The organism is Alcanivorax sp. DG881 (genome assembly GCF_000155615.1).
Lineage (GTDB): Bacteria > Pseudomonadota > Gammaproteobacteria > Pseudomonadales > Alcanivoracaceae > Alcanivorax.
Map to the genome: position 1 here is coordinate 79,040 of NZ_DS989915.1, position 21,696 is coordinate 100,735.

Genomic DNA, 21,696 nt, shown 5'->3' on the forward strand with positions numbered 1-21,696 from the left:
TTCCGCTCTGGTTATTGTGAAATCCATTCTCAATGGCGTGATTTATCTGCCTGACAAGGAGGTAAAGGGGCGCGCGTATTATTGTTGGGCGGTTTCCGTGCGCTCTGTGGTCAGGGAAGCGAGCTGCCGTGCCCAGTGCGCCAACACACCCAGGCCGCGCTGAGCATGCAAGGCGTTCTTTAGAGGTTCCCTAGCAGCCTGCTAGTCCCGGTAGCGTTTGCGCAAGTCACCATAGGCGTCTACGCGCCGGTCGCGCAGGTAGGGCCAGATGCGGCGTACGGACTCGCTGCGTTGCAGGTCCACGTCGGCCAGCAGCACCTGCTCGTTGTCGCTGTCGGCCTGGGCCAGGAATTCGCCCTGTGGCCCACAGATAAAGCTGTTTCCCCAGAATTGAATGCCGCTGTCGTCGGCCGGGCTTTGTTCAAAGCCGGTGCGGTTGGCGACCAGCACCGGTAAACCGTTGGCGACCGCATGGGCGCGCTGAATGGTGATCCAGGCGTCCAGTTGGCGCTGTTGCTCGTCCTGTTCATCGGTGCGGTCCCAGCCGATGGCGGTGGGGTAGAGCAGTAGATCCGCGCCGGCCAGCGCCATCAGGCGGGCGGCCTCCGGGTACCATTGGTCCCAGCACACCAGCAGGCCCAGTTTGCCCACGCTGGTTTCGATGGGGCTGAAGCCGCTGCGGCCATCGTTGAAGTCTGCATCGCCGGGGGTGAAATAGAATTTTTCATAGAAGCCCGGGTCATCCGGGATGTGCATCTTGCGGTAGATGCCGGCCAGGCTGCCGTCTTTTTCCAGCACCACGGCGGTGTTGTGGTAGAGGCCGGTGGCGCGCTTTTCAAACAGGCTGCCGACGATGACGATGCCCAGCTCTTTGGCCAGTGCACCCAGGGTTTCGGTGCTGGGGCCGGGGATGGATTCGGCCAGATCAAAGACGCTGGTGTCCTCGGTCTGACAGAAATACAGGCTGCGGTGTAATTCCTGCAGTAGCACCAGTTCCGCGCCCTGGGCGGCGGCCTCGCGCACCTGCGCCAGGGAATGATCCAGGTTGGCTTGCAGGTCGGCGGTGTTTGTTTGCTGGATAACGGCAACACGCATGGGCATTTTCCTTGTACTGGGGCAGGCCAGGCTCAGTTTTGACCGGGTTGTTAACAGGCTTAAAGCGCGCCTTGCGGCAATTGCATGGTGACACAGTGCAGGCTGCCGTGCTGTTCGATCAGTACCCGGCAGTTGACGGCCACCACCGTGCGCGGCCCGGATACGGATTGCAGGGCATTCAGTGCTTGCTGGTCGGTGTCGCAGCCATAAATCGGCACCAGAATTTTCTCGTTGGTGATCAGGAAGTTGGCATAGGTGGCTGGCAGGCGTTCTCCCTCGCGGCAATACTGGGCAGACGGCAGGGCCAGCGGGACCAGGGTCAAATCATGCTTGTCCGCCAGGCTCTGCAGTTCCTGTTCCATGGCGGCGAGACCGGGGTAGTGGCTGTCGCGGGTATCCTGGCATTGCACATAGACCAGGGTTTTCTCGTCCACAAAGCGGGCGAGGGTGTCCACGTGGGCGTCGGTGTCGTCGCCTTCCAGTTCGCCATGGTCCAGCCACCAGATGTCTTTGACGCCCAGTTGTTGTTTCAGCTGTTCGGTCAGTTCCGCTTCTGAGAGGTCCGGGTTGCGATTGGGGTTGCGCAGGCAGTGGCGGGTGGTCAGCAGGTTGCCATGGCCATCGGTATCGATGGCGCCGCCTTCCAGCACCAGGGCGTGGGTTTCCTGGGGGAGCTGCCAGGGCAGTTGCTGGTTGAGGGCGTTGTCCTTGTCGGCGGCGAACTTGCCGCCCCAGCCGGTAAAGGTGTAGTCCAGCAGCTGTGTCTGCTCGCCGTTGCGAATGGCGATGGGGCCGAAATCCCGGGCCCAGGTGTCGTTGTAGTCGGCGATCACCACCTGCAGGCGCTGGGCGTCGATGCCCCGTGCAGCGACCTGAGCGTGAATATGTTCACGGGTGTGGGCGTTACGGCACACCAGCAGCACATGCTCGTGATCAAGCAGGGCCGCGAGGATATCCAGATAACAGGTTTCGGCGTCGGCCAGGTGGTCGGCCCAATCGGTATGGGCGTCGGGCCAGGCGAGCAGGACCCCCCATTGGGGAGTCCATTCAGGAAGAAGTTGGCGCATAGCGAAGAGTGTCCGCAGGGTTGGCTATGCGCGCGAGTGTGCTACTGGCGGGCACCCCAGTCAATATAGAAACCGCCGTCATCGGCCGTGTCTTTTACGTCGTTCGCCGCGTTCTCTGCGGCCTGTTGGGTCTGCTCTGCCTGCTCGACGTGTTCTTCCACGTTTTGCTCGGCTTGAGCCTGGGCAGCCTGTGCTTTCTCGTTGGCGTCATCAACGGCGCCTTGTGCTTTGGCCTGGCTGTCTTCTACCGCTTGATTGGCCGCTTCGCTGGCCTGGTCAACGGACTGCCGGGCTTCTTGCTCTACGCTGGCCGCTTTCTTCTGCGCAGCCTGTTCGGGCGTGTCTTCGCCAGCGATGATGATGCGGCCAGTGACGGGGTCAAAGCGGAATTCGCCTTCGTCGGTGGCGCCAGCGGCGGGGGCTGTTGTCTGGGTAGGAGTACTTGCCTTGGTTGCAGCGGCGGGGGCCGTTTCAGCCGTTTTTGTCGCTGGCTTGGCGGTGTCGGGTGCGGCGGGGGCGCTTTCCGTGGTGGCTGCGGCTTTCGTTTCCGGTGCAGGGGTTGTGGCCTGGCCTGGTGTGGTAGCGGCAGGCGTGGATTGTGCCGGGCTGCTGGCCGGGGTGGCGTCGTTGTCGCCTTCGCTGACAAAACGGCCGGAAACCGGATCGAATACTGGCGCACCCTGATCATTGTTGTCGCTGGTGCTGGCTGAAGATGCCGGTGCGTTGGTGGTCGCTGCGGTTTTTTCTTCCGTTTTTTCTTCGATGGGGGGCAGGGTATCGACCTGCTGGCCGGAGACCACATCCGGTGCGGCACTTGCCGGTCGATCAACGACGGTGTGCAAGGCGGTGTTGTTTTCGAAGTAGACGGTGAAGCCGTTGTAGAACCAGCGGGTGATGGCGGGGCTGCCCACCGGGCCCTTGCTCTGGTTGGGGGCGCCGAATTCTGCGCGGACCTGGGATTGGGACATGCCGCGTTGGGGAACGTCGGCCGCCAGTGAGGCAGCGGGCATGGCCAGCGCTGCTGAGGCCAGCAACGTCATTATTTTTATCTTCATTTCTTCCCCCGGCGAGATTGTATTTTCTTTCGATATTAGAAAGTTAGGTAAACTTATTCAACCATTTTGCTAGCAGGCGAACGCTGACGCCGATCACAAAGCGGAGTGCCGGGGTCTTTGCGCCGGCTTCCGGCGGTGATGGCCGTAGTATTTGCTCCGGGTTTCGGGTTAAATGCGCTGCATGTTTCGACCTCTATCCTTCTATGTGGGTCTGCGCTATACCGGCGCCCGTGCCCGCAACAGTTTTATTTCGGTGATTACACTGATTTCCGCACTGGGCCTGATGTTGGGCGTAGCGGTGCTGATAACGGTGCTTTCTGTCATGAACGGCTTCGATCGTGAGCTGCAGACCCGCATTCTGGGCATGGTGACGCACCTCTCGGTGCATGGCCGTGAGCCGGTGCAGGATTGGCAGGCGCTGGCCAACCGGGTGGATCATCACGACGAGATCCAGGCGGCGGCACCGTTCGTGCAACTGGAGGGCATGCTGACCCATCGTGGCAATGTGGCCGGGTCGCTGATCAACGGCATTGAGCCTGATGCCGAGCGCAAGGTGTCCATCGTCGGCGATTTCATGCATCAGGGCGAGCTGGAAAGCCTTGAGCCGGGTGAGTTTGATATGGTGCTGGGCTATGGGCTGGCGCGGCGCTTGGGAGCGGAGCTGGGTGACAAGGTGACCCTGGTGCTACCGGAAGCCACTATCTCGCCAGCCGGGGTGATGCCTCGTTTCAAGCGGTTCACCGTCACCGGGATTTTCCGGGTGCGGGCCGAGGTCGATTCGCTTTACGCCTATGTGAATGTGGCGGACGCCGCCAAACTGGCTCGCCAGGCGGGCACAGTGCAAGGGGTGCGGCTGAAGCTGAACGACCTGTTTAGTGCCTCGAATCTGGGCTGGACGCTGCAACAGGAGCTAGGGCCGAATTACTACACCAGTGACTGGACCCGCAGCCACGGCAACCTGTTCCAGGCCATCAAGATGGAAAAGACCATGATGACGCTGTTGCTCAGCTTCATCGTGGCGGTGGCCGCCTTCAATATCATTTCCAGCCAGGTGATGCTGGTGACCGAGAAGCGCGGCAACATTGCGGTGTTGCGCACGCTGGGGGCGTCACCGGGCACGATCATGCGCATTTTCATGGTTCAGGGCACGCTGATCGGGGTGGCGGGCACTTTACTGGGGACCGCGCTTGGCGTACTGCTGGCGACCAATGTGAGCAATATCGCCGAGTGGGTAGAGAAGACCTTTAATACCCGCTTGTTTGATGCCTATTTTGTGAATTATCTGCCGTCCGAGCTGCAGTGGTCCGATGTGGGCACCATTGTGGGGATCGCGCTGTTCATTAGTTTCTCTGCCACCCTGTATCCTTCCTGGCGCGCTAGCCGGGTACAACCTGCGGAGGCGCTGCGTTATGAATGATTCGACGCCTGTCCTGCATGCGCAAACGTTGGTGAAAGCCTACGAAGAGGGCAATAACGAACTGGAAGTGCTCAAGGGTGTGGACCTGACCGTGCACAAGGGCGATATCCTGGCGATTATCGGTGCGTCCGGTTCAGGTAAGTCGACCTTGCTGAATCTGCTCGGCGGGCTGGATCACGCTACCCGCGGGTCGGTCTCTATCGCAGGCACTTCGGTGGCATCGTTGAATGACCGCGAAACCGGGCGGCTGCGCAACCGCTACCTGGGGTTCGTTTACCAGTTTCATCATTTGTTGCCGGAATTTACCGCGCTGGAAAATGTGGCCATGCCATTGTTGATCCGTGGCGAAAAGCCGGCGGATTGTCAGGCCCGGGCCGCAGCGATTCTGGAGCGGGTGGGGTTGGGGCCTCGTCTCAAGCACAAGCCTTCGGCGTTAAGCGGCGGTGAGCGTCAACGGGTGGCGATTGCCCGTGCGCTGGTGACCGAGCCGGCACTGGTAATGGCGGATGAGCCCACCGGGAATCTGGATGAGCGCACCGCTGCACAAGTGCAGGCGCTAATGATCGAGTTGAATGAGAATCTGGGCACGGCGTTCATGATCGTGACCCACGATAGGGAGTTTGCGTCCCGCTGCCCGCAGCAATATGAGCTGCACGACGGGTTACTGCGGCGGCTTTGAGTCGTCGCGGGCCTCGTCGGCCTCACGTTTTGCCTCTTCTTTGGCGTTTTCCTTTGCTTCCTGTCTGGCCTCCCGGCGTTCCGCCCGGACGCGCCGGTGTGCCCGCAGGTTCCAGCTACGAATCACCGCCAGCCGCCAGCTGACCTTCACTGCCAGGTAGGCCAGCCCACCGAACAGGAATGCGCACAGCAACGAGCCCACCCACAGGGGAATCAACTGCTCCACAAACCAGGCCACGGTAATGCCTTCGCCACTGTGGGGCGGCATGCCCAACAACCAGGCGCCGATGCGGTAGGTGAAGTAGAAAATGGGGACATAGGTGACCGGGTTGGAAATCCAGACCAGCATCACCGACAGTGGCAGGTTGCAATGAAAACGTACCGCCAGTAACGCGGCTAGTCCCATCTGCAGGGGAATGGGTAGTAAACCGGAGAAGATGCCGATAAAGGCCGCGCCCGCCAGTGAGCGGCGGTTGATGTGCCAGAGGTTGGGGTCCGACAACACCTCCCCGAGAAAGCTCAACGACTTGGTCTGCCGAATGCGTTCGGGTGTTGGCAGGTATTTGCGGAATATCCGTTTTGGCATGAACTCGCATCTACTGGCTGGGGTCGGGAGCGTCTGGCTGCCCCGGTACATTCTGGCTGGCGTTATCTTGCCGTCCACGAACGCACTCTATCAGTTCGTTGCTATGCCCGGTACGTTCGTGCCGGGATTAACCGCGAAAAAAGTGGGGCAAAAGGGCGTGTGTGCTCCCTTCCTGTTTCCCCGCGGGCGCTATTATGCCCGCATCGATAAAAAAGGCATACTCCTTCGCTGACGGCTTTCGGGATTGTTGGGTTCGTCAACAGAATCGTCATGTTGTGATGTCTGTTGAATCGTTTTCACGTCGTCGTTTCAGAAAATACCGCGGAGCAAGGATGCGTATGTGGTTGACGGCAGCGGCCATGGTGGCTGGCTGCTGGCTGGGTGTGTTATGGCCGTTGCTGGTGCTTTCTGCCGTGGCAGCGGTGGGGGGGTGGCGTTACCGTTCCCTGTGGCTCGTCTGGTTGGTGCTGGGCTACGGTTTCGGCGTTTGGCAATTGCACCAGGGATTGGCACAACGCCTGCCTGCAGAGCAGGACCGGGCGGTGCTCAGCCTGCAGGGGCAGGTGCGGGATATTCCGGTTACTCGCCGTGAATTTCGCTTCGGCCGCTGGCAGGTTCGCCAGCAGATCCATCTGACGGTGTGGGGCAGTGAGGCATGGCCCGGCACGCACCAGGTGGTACTCAATAGCTACGCGCCTTCGGTGTTGCTGAGCGCGGGTGACCGGGTGGCTCTGGATGCAGAGCTGAAGGTGCCGCGTGGCGTGTATAACCGGTTTGGTCCGGACCGTGCCCGTGCCGATCTGTCCGCCGGGGTGGATGCCCGTGGCAAGCTCGAGCGTGTTTCGATAATCGCCAATCATGGTGGCGTGGATGCCTGGCGGGAGGCGCTGTCCTCTCGGGTGGCGGCATCGGTGTCTGGCTCTCCCTTCGGCAAAGCGGTATTGCCGGCGTTGGTTGTTGGTGACCGTGCCGGGCTGCCGTCGTCTCTCTGGCGTACCTTTCAACTCACTGGCGGGGCTCACCTGCTGGCCATTTCCGGGCTGCATATTGCCATCGTGGCGGGGTGGTTCTGGTGGCTGGGCAGGGCATTGCTTGCGCCAGTGCTGCAAGGCGTAATTCCTGCGCTGCGACGATATTCGCTGCAGCAGCTTGCCTGGCTGCCGGGGCTGCTCGGTGCCATGGGGTATGCGGCACTGGCGGGCTTCAGCCTGCCCACCATGCGTGCACTAGTAATGCTGATCGTGGTGGCACTGGCCCAGTGGTGGCGAGTGCCGGTTTCGCTGTGGCGCGCGTTGGGTATGGCCTTGTTGGTGGTGTTGTTGATCACGCCGCTGGCTGCGTTGTCAGCGAGCCTGTGGCTGTCATTCGGTGCGGTCGCCTGTATCGCCATGTTGACCCGCAGCCATGCGCCCTGGCAGTTGATGCTGTTGCTGCCGGTGGTGATGGCCGTGGCGGGTGCGGTGCTGTTTCAGCAGTGGACACCCAGCGCCCCGCTGGCAAACCTGATTCTGGTTCCGCTCTACACCTTGTTGGTTATCCCCGCGGCATTGCTGGGGGCGCTGTTCCAGCAGCCCTGGCTGTTGGGTGCTGCCGCGACCGGGGTGGAATTTTCCGTGTGGGTCATGACATGGCTGGCGAATCTGGGCGTGCCGTCATGGCTCAGGCTGCCGTCCATGACCGCAGGTATTGTCCTGATGGTTGGGTTGATGTTGCTGCTGATGCCTTTTTTGCCGTTTCCTCGACGCTTGCTGCCGCTTTTCCTGCTGCCCTGGTTGACGCAGAAGCCGGCAACACTGGCGCCGGGGGAGTGGTCACTGACGGCTTTTGATGTGGGGCAGGGGCTGGCATTGGTAATACGTACCCGTGAACACCTGCTGATTTATGATGCCGGGCCGTCCTGGCCCGGTGGCAGCATGGCGGCCCAGAGTATGAGGCCGTGGCTGTCGGTGACGGGGCAGCAGGTAGACCGCACGGTGATCAGTCATGGTGACAATGACCATGCCGGCGGGCTGACTGACTTGCCGGCATCAGGCCTGTTGCTCAGTGGCGAGCCGCACAGGGTGCCAGGTAGCCAATTATGCCAGGCCGGTGATCAGTGGCGCTGGGACGGCGTGACCTTCACGGTGCTGTGGCCCCGTGAATCAGGTCGGGAAGGGAATGGCGCCAGCTGCGTGCTGCATGTGGATGGGGCCTTTGCCTCTGCGCTGCTGCCTGGCGATATCGGCCTCCAGGAGGAATACCGTTTGCTTGGGGCGTTGGCGCCCGTGGATCTGTTGGTGCTGGGGCATCATGGCAGTAAATCGAGCACCAGCGATGCCTTGCTGCGTCAGCTGCAGCCTGATGTTGCGCTGGTCAGCGCCGGCTACCGCAACCGGTTCCGTCACCCTCATCCGCAGGTGCTGAATACGCTGGATAGCGCGGGCATCACAGTTCTGCGCACGGACCTGGATGGCATGATTGTGTTTCGACAGGGGGGCGTCGATAATGGCCGGCTTATAACAAAATGGCGACAAGCGTATGCCCGGCCCTGGCATGGACCGGCTCGCTGGCGTTTTTGGTAACCCGATTTGTGAGCAAGGGGAGAAGTTAAGGTGCAAGATCTTGTGCAGTCCGGGGGCTGGATGATGCTCCCGATCTTGATCTGTTCAGTGGTGGCGCTGGCCATTGTGGTTGAACGTTTCTGGACCCTGCGGCCCAGCAAACTGGCGCCAGCGGATACGGTTCCCCAGGTGCAGACGCTGCTGAAACGCGGCCTGCTTAATGAAGGCAATCTGGTGAAGCTGCGCGACAGCTCGCCGCTGGGTCGCATCCTGGCGACCGGCCTGGCCAATGCTCGCCATGGTCGTGACATCATGAAAGAAAGTATCCAGGAAAGTGCCACTGGTGTGGTGCACGAGCTGGAGAAATTTCTCAGCACCCTGGGCTCTATCGCGGCGATTACTCCGCTGCTGGGCTTGCTGGGCACCGTGGTCGGCATGATCGATGTGTTTGCGGCGATCATGATTCACGGCACTGGTGACGCGGCACAGCTGGCTGGTGGTATTTCCCAGGCACTGCTGACCACTGCAGCGGGCCTGGTGGTTGCTATTCCGGCAATCTTCTTTCACCGCTTCTTTGTACGCCGGGTAGAAGAAATTACTGTGGAGCTGGAGCAAAGCGCCGTTCATGTGGTGGATCTGGTACACGGTGATCGTGAGGCAGAACCGGGAGAGAAGGCGTGAAATTTCCCCGGCCCAGCCAGGAGGAGATCAGCGTTAATCTGACACCCTTGATTGATGTGGTGTTCCTGCTGCTGATTTTCTTCATGGTATCGACCACGTTTGATGACAAGACACAGTTGTCGATCACCTTGCCGGAAGCCGATGGCGCTCCGCAGGCTCAGGTGGATGATCAAGTTGAAGTGACGATTACCTCCACGGGCGATTACCTGGTGAACGGCGAGAAGTTGGCAGCCAGTGACAGCAATGCGCTGCGTACTGCGTTGCTGCGTCTTGGGCAGGATAAAACGGATCAACCGTTGCAAATTTATGCGGACGCCAATGTGGCGTATCAGGCTGTCGTGCGTGTTTATGACGTGGCCGGGCAGCTGGGTTTTGTTAAGCTGTCGCTCACCACTCGCGAATCCCCCAACGAGGCAAAATGACTCAACCCCTTTCCTCCGAGGACGTGTGGCCTACCTACAAGCGGCTACTGAGCTACGTCCGCCCTTACTGGTTCATGCTGATTATCAGCGTTATTGGCTATGCCCTGTATGCCGGGACCCAGGCAGGGGCGGCACAGCTGGCCGGTTACTTGGGGGAAACCATCGTCAACCCGACCGATGCGCGCGTGCTGATCGTGTCGATCGCGCCATTGGTGTTGGTGATTTTCCAGGGCCTGGGCCAGTTCATGGGCAGTTATTCCATGAACTGGGTGGCCCAGCAGATCGTGTATGTGCTGCGTAATGATGTATTCGGCCATGTGCTGAAATTGCCCCAGTCGGAATACCACCGCAATGCGTCTGGCCGCATCATGTCGAAGATCATCTTTGATGCGCAGCAGGTCACCAGTGCCGGTAGCGATGCCATTATCGTGATTATCCGCGAAGGTCTCACGGTGATTGGCCTGTTTGGTTTTCTGTTATGGCAGAACTGGAAGCTGACACTGATTCTGGTGGCCGTGGCGCCGTTGATTGCCCTGGTTATGAACGTGACCAGCAAACGTTTTCGGAAAATCAGTCGTCGGATTCAGTCGTCCATGGCGAACATTACCCATTTTCTGGGTGAAGCCATTGAGGGCAGTGGCGAGGTTAAGATCTTTGGCGGGCAGAAACAGGAAGCAGACCGGTTCCACAATGTCAGCCGCAGTTTTGCCAAGCAGAACGTAAAGCTCAATGCCAGCAAGATTGCTAGTACGGTCATCGTGCAGTTGTTTGTGGCGGTGGGCATTGGGGCCATTACCTATCTGTATATTCACTTGATGGGTGAAGACCTGACCGTGGGGGGCTTTCTCTCCTACATTGCCGCCGCTGGTATGATCCAGAAACCGCTCAAGCAGCTCACGGATGTGAACGTGAAAGTGCAGCGGGGCGTAACGGGTGCGGCCAGCCTGTTTGAATTGCTGGACACCGAGCAGGAAGTGGATACCGGTACCTATGCGGTGGCTACCAAGGCTGACGGTAATATCGAGTTCCAGGGTGTGACCTTTGGTTATGACCCGGCCTCTCCGGTGGTGCGGCATCTTAACTTTTCCATCAAGGCCGGTGAGACGGTGGCGCTGGTTGGCCGCTCTGGTGCGGGTAAAAGCACCATCAGCGCCATGCTGCCACGCTTTTTTGATCCGGATCAGGGGCGCATTCTTCTCGACGGCATTCCCCTGGATGAGTACCAGCTTGGCGAGCTGCGCAACCAGATTGCCATGGTCAGTCAGCGGGTGGTGCTGTTTAACGACAGCGTGAGAAATAACATTGCCTACGGCGAGCTGCGCAGCGCGGATGACGCCACCATCATAAAAGCGGCGCAGGACGCCCACGCCTGGCGCTTTATTGAACAGCTTGAGCATGGCCTGGATACCTTGCTGGGCCAGGATGGTGTGCAATTGTCCGGTGGCCAGCGGCAGCGGATAGCGATTGCCCGCGCGCTGCTCAAGGATGCGCCTATTCTGATTCTTGATGAAGCGACCAGTGCGCTGGATAGCGAGTCTGAGCACCACATCCAGCAGGCCCTGGAGCAGGTGATGGAAGGGCGCACTACCCTGGTCATTGCCCATCGCTTGTCTACCATCGAAAAAGCGGACCGCATTATGGTGCTGGATCAGGGCCAATTGATCGAGCAGGGCTCGCACCAGGAATTGCTGGAAAAGAACGGGCTCTATACGCAAATGTACCGGATGAATTTTTCCGAGGAGTAAGCGGACGACATGGGGTCACTGAGCGAATGGATTCAACAGGGTTGGTATAAGGGCAGCCCCTGGCTGGTTCCACTGCGGCCTCTGTCTGCGCTGGTGTCTCTTGAGGCGCGGCGCCGTCTGCAACAATTCAGGAAGCAACGCCCAAGCCCTCCCGTCCCGGTGTTGGTAGTGGGCAATATCACCGTGGGGGGAACAGGCAAAACCCCATTGGTGATTGCGTTGGTGGAAGCGGCGCGCTCCCGGGGCTTGAAAGTGGCGGTGGTATCCCGCGGCTTTGGCGGTAAAACCGAACAGTATCCCCAGCATGTGTCCGCTAGCAGTGATGCGCTGGACGTAGGGGATGAGCCGGTGTTGATAGCTCGCCGTACCGGCGCCCCTGTGGTGCTGGATCCGGACCGGCGCAATGCGCTGGACGTGGCGATTCGCGAGTACGCGCCGGATCTGGTGATCAGCGATGATGGCTTGCAACATTATGCTCTGCCGCGCAGCGCCGAAGTGGTGGTGGTGGATGGTCAGCGTGGCCTGGGTAACGGCCGCTGCCTGCCGGAAGGTCCATTAAGAGAGCCTGCCACCAGGCTCAAGGAAGTGGATTTTGTCATCAGCACTGGCGGGGGATGGACCGGTGCCTATCCCATGATCATGCGCCCGTCAGGCATGACATGCCTGGCCGACGACCGCACTCTCAGCCCTGACGACTTCCTGCGCCAACATCCCCAGGTCCATGCGGTCGCTGGTATCGGTAATCCCAAGCGCTTCTTTAATCTGCTCAGTATTCTGGGGCTCAGCACGACGCCTCACGTTTTCCCCGACCATCATGCCTATCAACCGGCGGATCTGGCCTTTGCCGATGGGCTGCCTGTCCTGATGACAGAAAAGGACGCGGTGAAATGTGCCCCCTTTGCCGAGCCCCACTGGTGGTTTCTTCCGGTGACCGCGAGCTTGCCGGACGGGTTGCTGGATCAGATGATTGATCGGGCGTTGGGAGTGAACGGTAAAGAGAGTTGAAAGTTTAAAGTTCAAAGTTGAAAAGCGCGTCTAAAGCGGGAGTGACTCCAAGGCTGTGCCCGCGTACCTAACAGCGCGAAATGGAAAATTATCAAAATCTGCGCTGAACATTTTCGCGTTTTAACTTTGAACTTTACACTTTCAACTTCGGCCCTGATTTTTTTCGAGGTAGTGAATGAGTTTTTACGTAGTGGTGCCGGCGCGGTATGCGTCTACCCGTTTGCCGGGCAAGCCGTTGGCGGACATTGCCGGTAAAACCATGGTGGAGCGGGTGGCGGAACGCTGCCAGCAAAGTGGTGCTGATCAGGTCTATGTGGCCACTGACGATGCCCGCATTGCCGATGTGCTGGGTGACACCGTGCCGGTGGTCATGACCCGTGATGATCACCCCTCCGGGACGGATCGTCTTCAGGAAGTGGCTGCAAAACTGTCGCTGGCTGACGATGACATTATCGTTAATGTGCAGGGTGACGAGCCATTGATTCCTCCTGCGGTGATCAATCAGGTAGCGGCCAATCTGGCGGCGAACCCGGACTGCCAGATGGCAACGCTGTGTGAAGCCATTGAAAGCGCGGAAGACCTGTTTAATCCCAATGTGGTGAAGGCGGTTTTCGATGATTCGGGCAGGGCGCTGTATTTTTCCCGGGCGCCGGTGCCATGGCACCGTGATGCCTTTGCCGATGGCAAACAGGATATGTCCGCAGGGCAGTGGTGGCGGCATATCGGGATCTACGCGTACCGGGTAGCGTTCTTGCATCAGTATGTGCAATGGCAGCCGGCCACACTGGAAAAGCTGGAATCTCTGGAGCAGCTACGGGCCATGGCCAATGGCGTGGCCATCCACGTGGAGCCTGCCTGTGAGGCAGTGCCCGGTGGGGTCGATACCCAAGCGGACCTTGATCGCCTGCGGGCGCAGCTGGGAGGTAAATGATGGGCGTGTCGGTATTGTTTGTTTGTCTGGGGAATATTTGCCGTTCACCCACCGCTGAAGTGGTCTTTCGTGAACGCGTGAAGGCTGCAGGCCTGGAAGATCGTATTCGTATTGATAGCGTTGGAACCGGCGATTGGCATATCGGCAAGGCGCCGGATCCCCGCACCCAGGAAGCGGCGTTGCGGCGGGGCTATTCCATGGCGTCCTTGCGCGCCCGGCAAGTCAGCCCGGCGGATTTTGCGGACTTTGATTGGGTGCTGGCCATGGATGACGCCAACCTGGCGGATCTGAAGGCCATGCGACCAGCATCGTATCAGGGCACTCTTGCCCGTTTTCTGGACTATGCACAGCACACTTCGGTGCGGGAAGTGCCCGACCCTTATTATGGCGGCGAAGACGGATTCGATACCGTGCTGGACTTGATTGAAGATGGCGCTGAAGGATTGTTGAGCCGCGTGCGGGAGCAACTGTGAGCCAGGCGGCGCCACCGACCGGTTCGTTCGAGCAGATCTGCGATGCGGATCTGACGTCCCTGAATACCCTGCGGTTGCCAGCACGAGCCCATCGTCTGGCCCGCCCGACCACGCTGGATGCATTGTCACAGGTGCTGGCGGAGCGTAATCCGGCAGAGCCGCTTTTCGTGATCGGTGAAGGCAGTAACCTGGTGATTCGTTCTGATCTGCCGGGGCTGACACTGAGCCTGGCTATTGATGGCATGGCGCAGGTGAAGGAAGACGACACCCATGTCTGGGTGGCCGCCGGTGCTGGCGTGCACTGGGATGATCTGGTGGACTGGACCGTTGAGCAGGGCTGGCAAGGGCTGGAAAACCTTTCCTTGATTCCCGGTACGGCGGGGGCGGCACCTTTTCAGAATATCGGTGCCTATGGCGTCGAGTTGTCCCAGGTGCTGGAGCAGGTGACGGTGATGGATGTGGTCACCGCCCAGGTAGTCCATTTTGCCGGCCATGAATGCGAATTCTCCTACCGCGACAGTCGTTTCAAAAGCGGTGATCGTGGCCGCTATATCATTACCGGCATCGAGCTTCGTCTGAATAAAACACCCCAGTGTAATGTGAGCTATGGGCCGCTCAAGGCGCGCTTTGGCCACTTGTCGCAAGCGGATATTTCCCCCGCTGCGGTTCGCGAGCATGTGATTGCGGTGCGTCAGAGTAAGCTGCCGGATCCTGCCGTGTTGGCTAACGCGGGCAGTTTTTTCAAAAACCCGGTCGTAACCAAAGAGCAGGGTGATGCGTTAAAGGTGCGTTTTGCGGATTTGGTGGCGTACGCACAAGCGGATGGCGTGAAACTGGCAGCAGGGTGGCTGATCGAGCAGGCCGGCTGGAAGGGTAAGCGGTTGGGCCCTGTTGGTATGCATAGCGAACAGGCGCTGGTGCTGGTCAATCATGGCGGTGCCACCAGTGCGGATGTGGTGGCGTTGGCAGAAGCGGTGTGCGCTGACGTGCAGGCGACGTTTGGTGTGTCGTTGGAGCAGGAGCCGGTGCTGTTACCATAGCCAGGAGCCCCAGAGCCCCCATAGACGGATGGGATGCATGAGACCCATGGCCACAATTGATTTCAGCATGTAGCTGGAGCAATACCCGATTATTGTCTGAATGATGGCCCTGACAGCTCCTCAAAGAAACCCTCAAAAATACCTCTCAAAAGAGATACCGCAATAACGACAGCTGTTCAGGCTAAGGGGGGGTACGTCAGGCATCCGGCGTCGAGCGTTTATTCGCGATAAACCCTTCAGACGGCGAGAAGCGTGTTGTTCACTTTAATCCGTGAAGAACCATAAGCCACAAAAAAGCCCGCACGAAGCGGGCTTTTTTGTGGCTGGAATGTCCTCAGTCTTCCGAGGACGATTCCGCTTGTTGCGCCTTGGCAGCCGCTTCCTGGGCAGCGAGCTGCTCACGGCGGCGCTGGCGTGGGTCGTTGCTGGCGCGGCCCTGCTCGGCAGCAGCAGGCTTGGCTTCGGCTTTGACCGCTTTCACTTCCGTGGCACGGCTGGGCAGCTCATTGCTGGCCGGTGCCGGCTTGGGCTTTTCTTCCGCCTTTGGCGCCGGGGCTGCCGGGGTCGGTTTGTAGCCCGGGGAGCGCGGATCATTGCTGGCCCGGCTTGGAGCTGCTGGCTCGGCGGCGGGGGCTTCTGCTTTGGGGGCTTCGGCCTCTACCGCTTTCTCTGCCTGCTTTTCCTCTACCGGTTTGGTCGGCGCTGGCGCCTCAGCCGGTTTGGCCGCTTCTGGCTGAGCTGCTGCTGGCGCTGCCGGAGCGTCTTTGGCGGCTTCCGCTTGTGGAGCGGGTTGCGTCGCTTTCTCGGCATCGGCGGTTTTCGGGGCGTCAGTCTTGGGCTGCTGCGGCTGGCTATCGGCCTCCGGCTTTTCCTGCGCCGGAGCAGCGGCAGCCGTATCGCTGTTGCTGGTTGCCGGCTGAACGGTGGCCGGCTTGTCGTCCTGGGCTTTCGGTGCAGCGGTGTTTTGCGCGGCCGGGGCCTGGGCGGCAGATTGTTGCTCGGCAGCAGGTTGCTGCGGCTGAGCCGGAGCGGCGGTCTGTTCCTGCTTCGGTTCAGCTGCGGCTTGTGGCTTGCTGGCCGCCGGCTGTTGCTCGGCCTGAGCAGCCTTGTCGGCTACCTCTTTTTTAGCCTGATCGTCGGCCTTCGCTTGCGCAGACGGCTCCTGAGCCGGAACCAGCTTGGCAGGCGGGTGACCTTCGTCATCCACGGGTGCGGGCTGTTCGTTGCGTGGACGGGCCGGTTTGGGCGCATTGTTGCGCTGCGGTTTGTCCGCAGAGGCTTCAGCTACCGCACTCTTGCCGTCGCTATTGTTTTCCCCTTTGCCAGGACGCTGGCGTTCGCGTAGCGGACGATCGTCCTTGGCATCGGTGCGGCGCGGGGCTTTCGGACCCTTGTCGCTGCCTTTGCTCTCGGCGTTGTCAGCAGCGTTGTCCGGCTTGCGGTTATTACGCGGCTTGCCGCCGTCATTTGCCTTGTTGTCGGGCTTGTTGTCGTTACGATTTTCGTTACGACCGTCGCCACGGTTGTCATTGTTGCGGTTGTTGCGACGGTTGTCGTTGCGACCACGGCGTTCGTTGCGGTTGCCGTCGTCCTTGTTGTCGCCACGGTTGTCACGATTGTCGGAAGAGCGATTGTCCGCCTGGCGGTTATCGTTCTTGCGACCACCGTCCTTGTCGTTCTGACGTTTGTTGCGGTTATTGCGATTGTCGTTATCGCCACCTTTGCCGCCATCACGCTTGTTGCGGTTGTCGTTCTTGCCGCGGTTATCGTTGTTGCGGTTGTCGTTACGGTTACGAGTATTACCACCACGGCCGCCACGGCTGTTCTGCTGCTGGCGCTGCTTGTTATCGCCTTTGCGCTGGGGCTGTTCTTTCTTTGCCTTGGCCGGCTTGGGCTCAGCGGTAAAGACCTGGGCGAGCCAGGAGAACAGACGTGCCAGCAGGCCCAGGTTTTGGACCTGTGGCGTCGGTGCGGCAGCCGCGGGCTTGGGCGGCGGCGGGGCGGTGTCCGGTGCCATCAGTTTGACGGCCGGTTCCTGGGTCTTGATTTCCGTGTCCTGGGCGGAGGCGATATCCGCATCCTTGTTGCCTTCCAGCAGGTCCATCTCATGGCTCAACTGGGTGCTGGTCTGGTCATCACGGATGCGCTCCACTTCGAAGTGAGGCGTGTCCAGGTTCTGGTTGGGGATGATCACCACGCGGACGTTGTGGTTCTTCTCAATGGCACGCAGGGGATCGCGCTTTTCATTGAGCAGGTAGGTGGCCACGGCCACCGGCACCTGTGCCTGGATCTCGCCGGTGCGCTCTTTCATCACTTCTTCTTCGATAAGACGAAGGATGCTTAGCGCCAGGGATTTCACGTCACGGATGTGGCCCTGGCCGTCGCAGCGCGGGCAAACAATGCTGGAGGTTTCCCCAAGACTGGGGCGCAGGCGCTGACGGGACAGTTCCAGCAGGCCGAAGCGGGAGATGCGACCCAGCTGGATGCGAGCGCGGTCCGCTTCCAGCGCATCGCGCATGCGGTTTTCCACGTCACGCTGATTGCGCGCCGGGCCCATGTCGATGAAATCCACCACGATCAGGCCGCCGATATCCCGCAGGCGCAGCTGTCGGGAAATTTCCTCTGCGGCTTCCAGGTTGGTCTGCAGGGCGGTCTCTTCGATATCCGCACCCTTGGTGGCACGGGAGGAGTTGATGTCGATGGAGACCAGCGCTTCTGTCGGATCGATCACGATGGAGCCACCGGAAGGCAGCTTCACTTCCCGCTCGAAGGCGGTTTCGATTTGCGACTCAATCTGGAAACGGGAGAACAGCGGGGTCTCGTCGTCGTACAGTTTGATCTTGTGCTGGAAGTCCTGCATGACCTGTTGAACAAAGCCCTGGGCTTCGTCATAGACTTTCTTGGAGTCGATCAGGACTTCGCCGATATCCTTGCGCAGGTAATCACGGATGGCACGAATGATGACGTTGGATTCCTGATAGATCAGGAAAGGCGCCTTGCGGTCCTGGGAAGCCTCATCGATGGAGGTCCACAGCTTCAGCAGGTAGTTCAGGTCCCACTGCAGCTCTTCAGCGCTGCGGCCCAGCCCGGCGGTGCGCACGATGACGCCCATTTCGTCGGGAATGGTCAAGGCGCCAAGCGCTTCTTTCAGCTGCGCCCGTTCTTCCCCTTCGATGCGGCGGGAGATGCCGCCGGCGCGGGGGTTGTTGGGCATCAGGACCAGGTAACGGCCAGCCAGGCTGATAAAGGTGGTGAGGGCGGCGCCTTTATTGCCGCGCTCTTCCTTGGCCACCTGAACGATGACTTCCTGACCTTCCTTGATGACTTCCTTGATGTTGATGCGACCCTGGATGTCCTTGGGGTCTTTCTGGAAGTACTGGCGGGAAATTTCCTTGAGGGGAAGAAAGCCATGGCGCTCGGCACCAAAGTCGACAAAGGCGGCTTCCAGGGAAGGTTCTACCCGAGTGATCTTGCCTTTGTAGATGTTGGCTTTTTTCTGTTCCCGTGTGCGGTGTTCGATATCCAGGTCATACAGACGTTGTCCGTCGACCAGTGCCACCCGAACCTCTTCAGGATGAGTGGCGTTAATAAGCATACGTTTCATGGTGCTACCACAAGTTTGTGGTGGCATGGGGCAGGGCCGGGTGTAACCGGTAGCAGACCAGGGGGAGTGCTGTGGCAGGCATGTCACGGGTTGGGCGCACGCTGGGCGTGTGGATCGCTTTCCTTGGTGATCGTGTTGCCTGAGTCAGCGGCTCTCCGAGTTGTGTGCAATGTTTAGTGCGTAATCATGCTGGCAGTTGGCCAGTCTGTAATGCTTCACGCGATTGCCGTGGTTATCCTCACACAGCAATGTGTAAACTCTTGTCTGTCTGTTTTCCAGGTCGTTTGACCGGCGCTGCAGGCCACCATCGTTAATGTTCAGGGCCCGTTTTTCGGGCGCTGTAAATGGGTCTTCTGCAGCGTGTGCCCAGTTCCGTGTGGGTATTTCCCGTGTGGAAGGTGGGCCTAACGCTTTTTCTGTGACCTGGGGGCGGGCTCTGTCTTCATCGGCTGTAGCCGGAGAGGGCCGAACGGCGAATGTTCGCTGCGCGTCGCCGTTGCCTATTCAGGTCGACGCTTGACTATAGCAACAAAAGGCCAGCCGGATCAATCAGATAGATTGCTGAGCTTCCCCGCGCCAGATGCAGACATTTCCGCCGATCACGCTTAGAATCGCGCCATGTCAGAAGATACCCCCGCAGCGAACCGGGTGACGTTTGTCACCATTGATGAAGGCCGGCACGGTCAGCGCCTGGATAATTTCCTGTTTACCCACCTTAAAGGGGTGCCCAAATCCCGTGTTTACCGGATTATTCGCTCCGGTGAGGTGCGCATTAACAAGGGACGCGCCAAGCAGACCACTCGCCTGGCCAGTGGTGATGTGGTGCGTATTCCGCCCATTCGTACCAGTGAATCCGCCGCGCCGCCGGCGGTGAGCGAAGGGTTGGCCGAGCGCTTGCGGCGGGCCTGTGTCTATGAGGATGACCAGCTGTTCATTTTCAACAAGCCGTCAGGCCTGGCGGTGCATGGTGGCAGTGGTGTCAGCCTGGGGCTGATTGAGGCCCTGCGGGTGATGTATCCCGATGAAAAGGAAATGGAGCTGGTGCACCGGCTGGACCGCGATACCAGTGGATTGATTATGGTGGCCCGTCGGCGCTCGTTTCTGCGCAAGCTGCAACGCCTGATGCAGGGCGGCCAGGTGGAAAAGCGTTACTGGTTGCTGTGTCAGGGCTTCAAGGGCAAGGAGCGCACTCTTGATGCGCCCTTGCTGAAAATGATGAATGGCAACGAGCGTATCGTGCGGGTTTCCCGTGAGGGCAAGCCTTCGGTGACCCATTATCGTCTGCTCGAGCGGTTTGCCCAAGCGCAATTGGTGGAGGCCACTCTGGAAACCGGTCGCACCCACCAGATTCGGGTGCATAGCCAGTTTGGCGGCTTTCCCTTGTTGGGGGATGACAAATACGGAATTGCCAAAGGAGAAGCGTTGTTGGCCGAAATTGGCCGTCGCCGCCTTTGTCTGCATGCCCGCACCCTGGTATTTGTGCATCCGAACACGGGCAAGCGGCTGACGGTTACCGCACCACTGGATGACGATTACGAGGCGATTCTGACGGCCCTCAGGAGCCAGCGATGAATAATGCGCGTCCTTATGACCTGGTGATTTTCGACTGGGATGGCACGGTCATGGATTCCACCGGCCGCATTGTCAGCTGCATGCAGTTGGCGGCGTTGGATCTGGAGCTGCCTTCCCTGGCTGACCCGGTGGTATGCAGTATCATCGGGCTGGGTTTGCCGGAGGCCATCGCCACGCTCTATCCACAGCTGGACGATGCAGGGATCGTCGCCATGCGTGATCGCTACGCTTTCCACTTTATCGCCGCCGAGCAGACCCCCAGCGCCCTTTATCCGGGGGCGGAACAGGTACTGACTCACTTGCGCGAAAGTGGCTTTAAGCTGGCGGTGGCCACTGGCAAGAGCCGCAAGGGGTTGCAGCGGGTGTGGGGGAATACCGGTCTGGACCGTTATTTTCATGCCTCCCGGTGTGCCGATGAAAGCCAGTCCAAGCCGCATCCGGCCATGGTGCTGGAGTTGCTGGAGACCATGGCTGTGCCGCCAGAGCGGGCCGTGGTGGTGGGCGATACTACATTCGATCTGGAGATGGCCCGTGCTGCCGGGGTTGACCGTATTGGCGTGAGTTATGGCGCCCACCCGGTTGAGCAATTGCTCCCGTGCGAGCCTTTGGCGGTGATAGACCGATTGGACCATTTGCTACCGCTGGTGGGTTTGGCGGCGTCTGAATTTGTAATGGAGAGTGTGTGACTATGGAAAATCAGCCATCTTCCCAGCCCCCGCAGAATGAGCGGGAATGGAAGCTGATCGAGAAATTGCTGGGTCAGGCCCAGGATGAACAGCGCAAGTCCCGCCGTTGGGGCATCTTTTTCAAGGCGCTGACCTTTATATACCTGTTTACCCTGTTGGTGATGGTGATTCCGGGCAAAACCGGTTCTGCGGTGACCATGGCGGAAGAGCACGTGGGGATTGTTGACGTAAACGGTGTGATCGCGCCGGATCAGGATGCCAGTGCAGACTTGATCGTCACCGGCCTGACGCGGGCGTTTGAAGCGGAAAATACCACTGCCGTACTGTTGAAGATCAACAGCCCGGGTGGCTCGCCGGTGCAATCAAACCAGGTGTACAACGCCATCAAGCGGCTGCGGGCCGAGTACCCGGACAAGAAAGTGTATGCGGCCATTACCGATGTGGGCGCCTCCGGGGCCTACTTTATCGCCTCCGCAGCGGATGAAATCTATGCAGATCCGGCCAGTATCGTCGGCTCCATTGGTGTGATCATGGCCGGGTTCGGGCTGGAGCAGGCTGCCGACAAGCTGGGCGTGGAGCGCCGTGTGCTGACCGCCGGCGAAAACAAGGACCTGATGGACCCGTTCTCGCCGATTCAGCCGGCCCATCGCAAGCATGTACAGACCATGCTGGATGATATTCACCAGCAGTTTATTACTGCAGTGAAAGAAGGTCGCGGCGATCGTCTGAAAGTGGATAGCCACCCGGAACTGTTCTCGGGGTTGTTCTGGACCGGTGAGCGGGCACTGGATCTGGGGCTGATTGACGGCCTGATGAGCCCGGGGCAGGTGATCCGTGAGGTGGCCGGTCAGGAAGAAATGCTGAATTACAGCTCCAGCCGTTCACCCATGGAAGAGTTTATTCGCCGTTTTGGTGTGTCCATTGGTGAAGGCATGGCGGCCCAGTTGGGTCTGAGCGCCTCGCCGGTGATTCGTTGATCATATATAGCTACGAGCTACGAGCTACGAGAAGCTAGAAGCTAGAAGCTAGAAGCTAGAAGCTAGAAGCTAGAAGCTAGAAGCTAGAAGCTAGAAGCTAGAAGCTAGAAGCTAGAAGAGGC

At 59.6% G+C, this 21,696-nt stretch carries 18 protein-coding genes; 13 read left to right on the plus strand and 5 right to left on the minus strand.

From position 1 onward, the window contains the following. Positions 1-201: 201 nt before the first annotated feature. Genes ADG881_RS00345 through ADG881_RS17160 form a run of 3 tightly spaced genes read right to left on the minus strand, consistent with a single transcriptional unit; the run spans position 202 to position 3,217 of the window. Complete coding sequence (locus tag ADG881_RS00345; protein WP_050760095.1) at positions 202-1,095, minus strand: carbon-nitrogen hydrolase; 894 nt, start codon at positions 1,093-1,095, stop codon at positions 202-204. Positions 1,096-1,154: 59 nt separating this feature from the next. After that, complete coding sequence (locus ADG881_RS00350) at positions 1,155-2,162, minus strand: agmatine deiminase family protein (RefSeq protein ID WP_007149349.1); 1,008 nt, start codon at positions 2,160-2,162, stop codon at positions 1,155-1,157. A gap of 41 nt (positions 2,163-2,203) precedes the next feature. Continuing rightward, on the minus strand, positions 2,204-3,217 hold the full coding sequence (locus ADG881_RS17160) for a hypothetical protein (RefSeq protein WP_007150501.1): 1,014 nt from the start codon (positions 3,215-3,217) through the stop codon (positions 2,204-2,206). Between the two features lie 181 nt (positions 3,218-3,398). Here ADG881_RS17160 and ADG881_RS00360 point away from each other — a divergent pair, with 181 nt between their 5' ends. Then, positions 3,399-4,634 carry a lipoprotein-releasing ABC transporter permease subunit gene (locus tag ADG881_RS00360; protein ID WP_039925823.1) on the plus strand — a complete coding sequence of 412 codons (1,236 nt, stop codon included), beginning with the start codon at positions 3,399-3,401 and terminating at the stop codon, positions 4,632-4,634. Beyond that, complete coding sequence (gene lolD / locus ADG881_RS00365) at positions 4,627-5,313, plus strand: lipoprotein-releasing ABC transporter ATP-binding protein LolD (RefSeq protein ID WP_007149563.1); 687 nt, start codon at positions 4,627-4,629, stop codon at positions 5,311-5,313. The genes ADG881_RS00360 and lolD overlap by 8 nt, the downstream gene beginning before the upstream one ends. Here the strand turns inward: lolD and ADG881_RS00370 are convergent. Next, a complete protein-coding gene (locus ADG881_RS00370) occupies positions 5,296-5,898 on the minus strand; it encodes a DUF2062 domain-containing protein (RefSeq protein WP_039925826.1) in 603 nt (200 codons plus the stop codon). The two genes, lolD and ADG881_RS00370, sit on opposite strands and share 18 nt — an antisense overlap. 332 nt (positions 5,899-6,230) lie before the next feature. On the opposite strand from ADG881_RS00370, the gene ADG881_RS00380 reads away from it, so the two are divergent. The 8 genes from ADG881_RS00380 to murB all read left to right on the plus strand — a co-directional run bounded on the left by ADG881_RS00380 (position 6,231) and on the right by murB (position 14,735). Further along, on the plus strand, positions 6,231-8,459 hold the full coding sequence (locus ADG881_RS00380; protein WP_156790303.1) for a DNA internalization-related competence protein ComEC/Rec2: 2,229 nt from the start codon (positions 6,231-6,233) through the stop codon (positions 8,457-8,459). 30 nt (positions 8,460-8,489) lie between these two features. After that, positions 8,490-9,119, plus strand: a complete 630-nt coding sequence (locus tag ADG881_RS00385) for a MotA/TolQ/ExbB proton channel family protein (protein ID WP_039925832.1) — start codon at positions 8,490-8,492, stop codon at positions 9,117-9,119. Then, positions 9,116-9,541, plus strand: coding sequence for a biopolymer transporter ExbD (locus tag ADG881_RS00390; protein WP_007150916.1), 426 nt, complete (start codon positions 9,116-9,118; stop codon positions 9,539-9,541). Before ADG881_RS00385 ends, ADG881_RS00390 begins: the two co-directional genes overlap by 4 nt. Continuing rightward, entirely contained in the window at positions 9,538-11,286 is a 1,749-nt protein-coding gene (gene msbA, locus ADG881_RS00395; protein ID WP_039925835.1) for a lipid A export permease/ATP-binding protein MsbA, read from the plus strand. The genes ADG881_RS00390 and msbA overlap by 4 nt, the downstream gene beginning before the upstream one ends. A gap of 9 nt (positions 11,287-11,295) precedes the next feature. Continuing rightward, a complete protein-coding gene (gene lpxK, locus ADG881_RS00400; RefSeq protein WP_007150611.1) occupies positions 11,296-12,291 on the plus strand; it encodes a tetraacyldisaccharide 4'-kinase in 996 nt (331 codons plus the stop codon). A 175-nt stretch (positions 12,292-12,466) separates the two neighbouring features. After that, positions 12,467-13,222 (plus strand): 3-deoxy-manno-octulosonate cytidylyltransferase, encoded by a 756-nt coding sequence (gene kdsB, locus ADG881_RS00405; protein ID WP_007149286.1) that lies wholly within the window; start codon positions 12,467-12,469, stop codon positions 13,220-13,222. Further along, a complete protein-coding gene (locus ADG881_RS00410) occupies positions 13,222-13,695 on the plus strand; it encodes a low molecular weight protein-tyrosine-phosphatase (RefSeq protein ID WP_083787435.1) in 474 nt (157 codons plus the stop codon). Before kdsB ends, ADG881_RS00410 begins: the two co-directional genes overlap by 1 nt. Continuing rightward, positions 13,692-14,735: a UDP-N-acetylmuramate dehydrogenase gene (murB, locus tag ADG881_RS00415; RefSeq protein ID WP_007149347.1), complete on the plus strand. Its 1,044-nt coding sequence runs from the start codon at positions 13,692-13,694 to the stop codon at positions 14,733-14,735. Before ADG881_RS00410 ends, murB begins: the two co-directional genes overlap by 4 nt. Positions 14,736-15,069: 334 nt before the next feature. Here murB and rne read toward each other — a convergent pair whose 3' ends face one another. Beyond that, the gene (gene rne / locus ADG881_RS00420; protein WP_039925838.1) at positions 15,070-18,339 is read right to left on the minus strand and encodes a ribonuclease E; all 3,270 of its coding nucleotides are present in this window, start codon (positions 18,337-18,339) and stop codon (positions 15,070-15,072) included. 618 nt (positions 18,340-18,957) lie between these two features. Between rne and ADG881_RS00425 the strand changes: the two genes are divergently transcribed. Genes ADG881_RS00425 through sppA form a run of 3 tightly spaced genes read left to right on the plus strand, consistent with a single transcriptional unit; the run spans position 18,958 to position 21,574 of the window. After that, positions 18,958-19,911 (plus strand): RluA family pseudouridine synthase, encoded by a 954-nt coding sequence (locus ADG881_RS00425; RefSeq protein ID WP_007150845.1) that lies wholly within the window; start codon positions 18,958-18,960, stop codon positions 19,909-19,911. Then, a complete protein-coding gene (locus ADG881_RS00430; protein WP_007148956.1) occupies positions 19,908-20,597 on the plus strand; it encodes an HAD-IA family hydrolase in 690 nt (229 codons plus the stop codon). Before ADG881_RS00425 ends, ADG881_RS00430 begins: the two co-directional genes overlap by 4 nt. A 2-nt stretch (positions 20,598-20,599) precedes the next feature. Continuing rightward, entirely contained in the window at positions 20,600-21,574 is a 975-nt protein-coding gene (gene sppA, locus ADG881_RS00435) for a signal peptide peptidase SppA (RefSeq protein WP_007150095.1), read from the plus strand. Positions 21,575-21,696 lie beyond the last annotated feature (122 nt).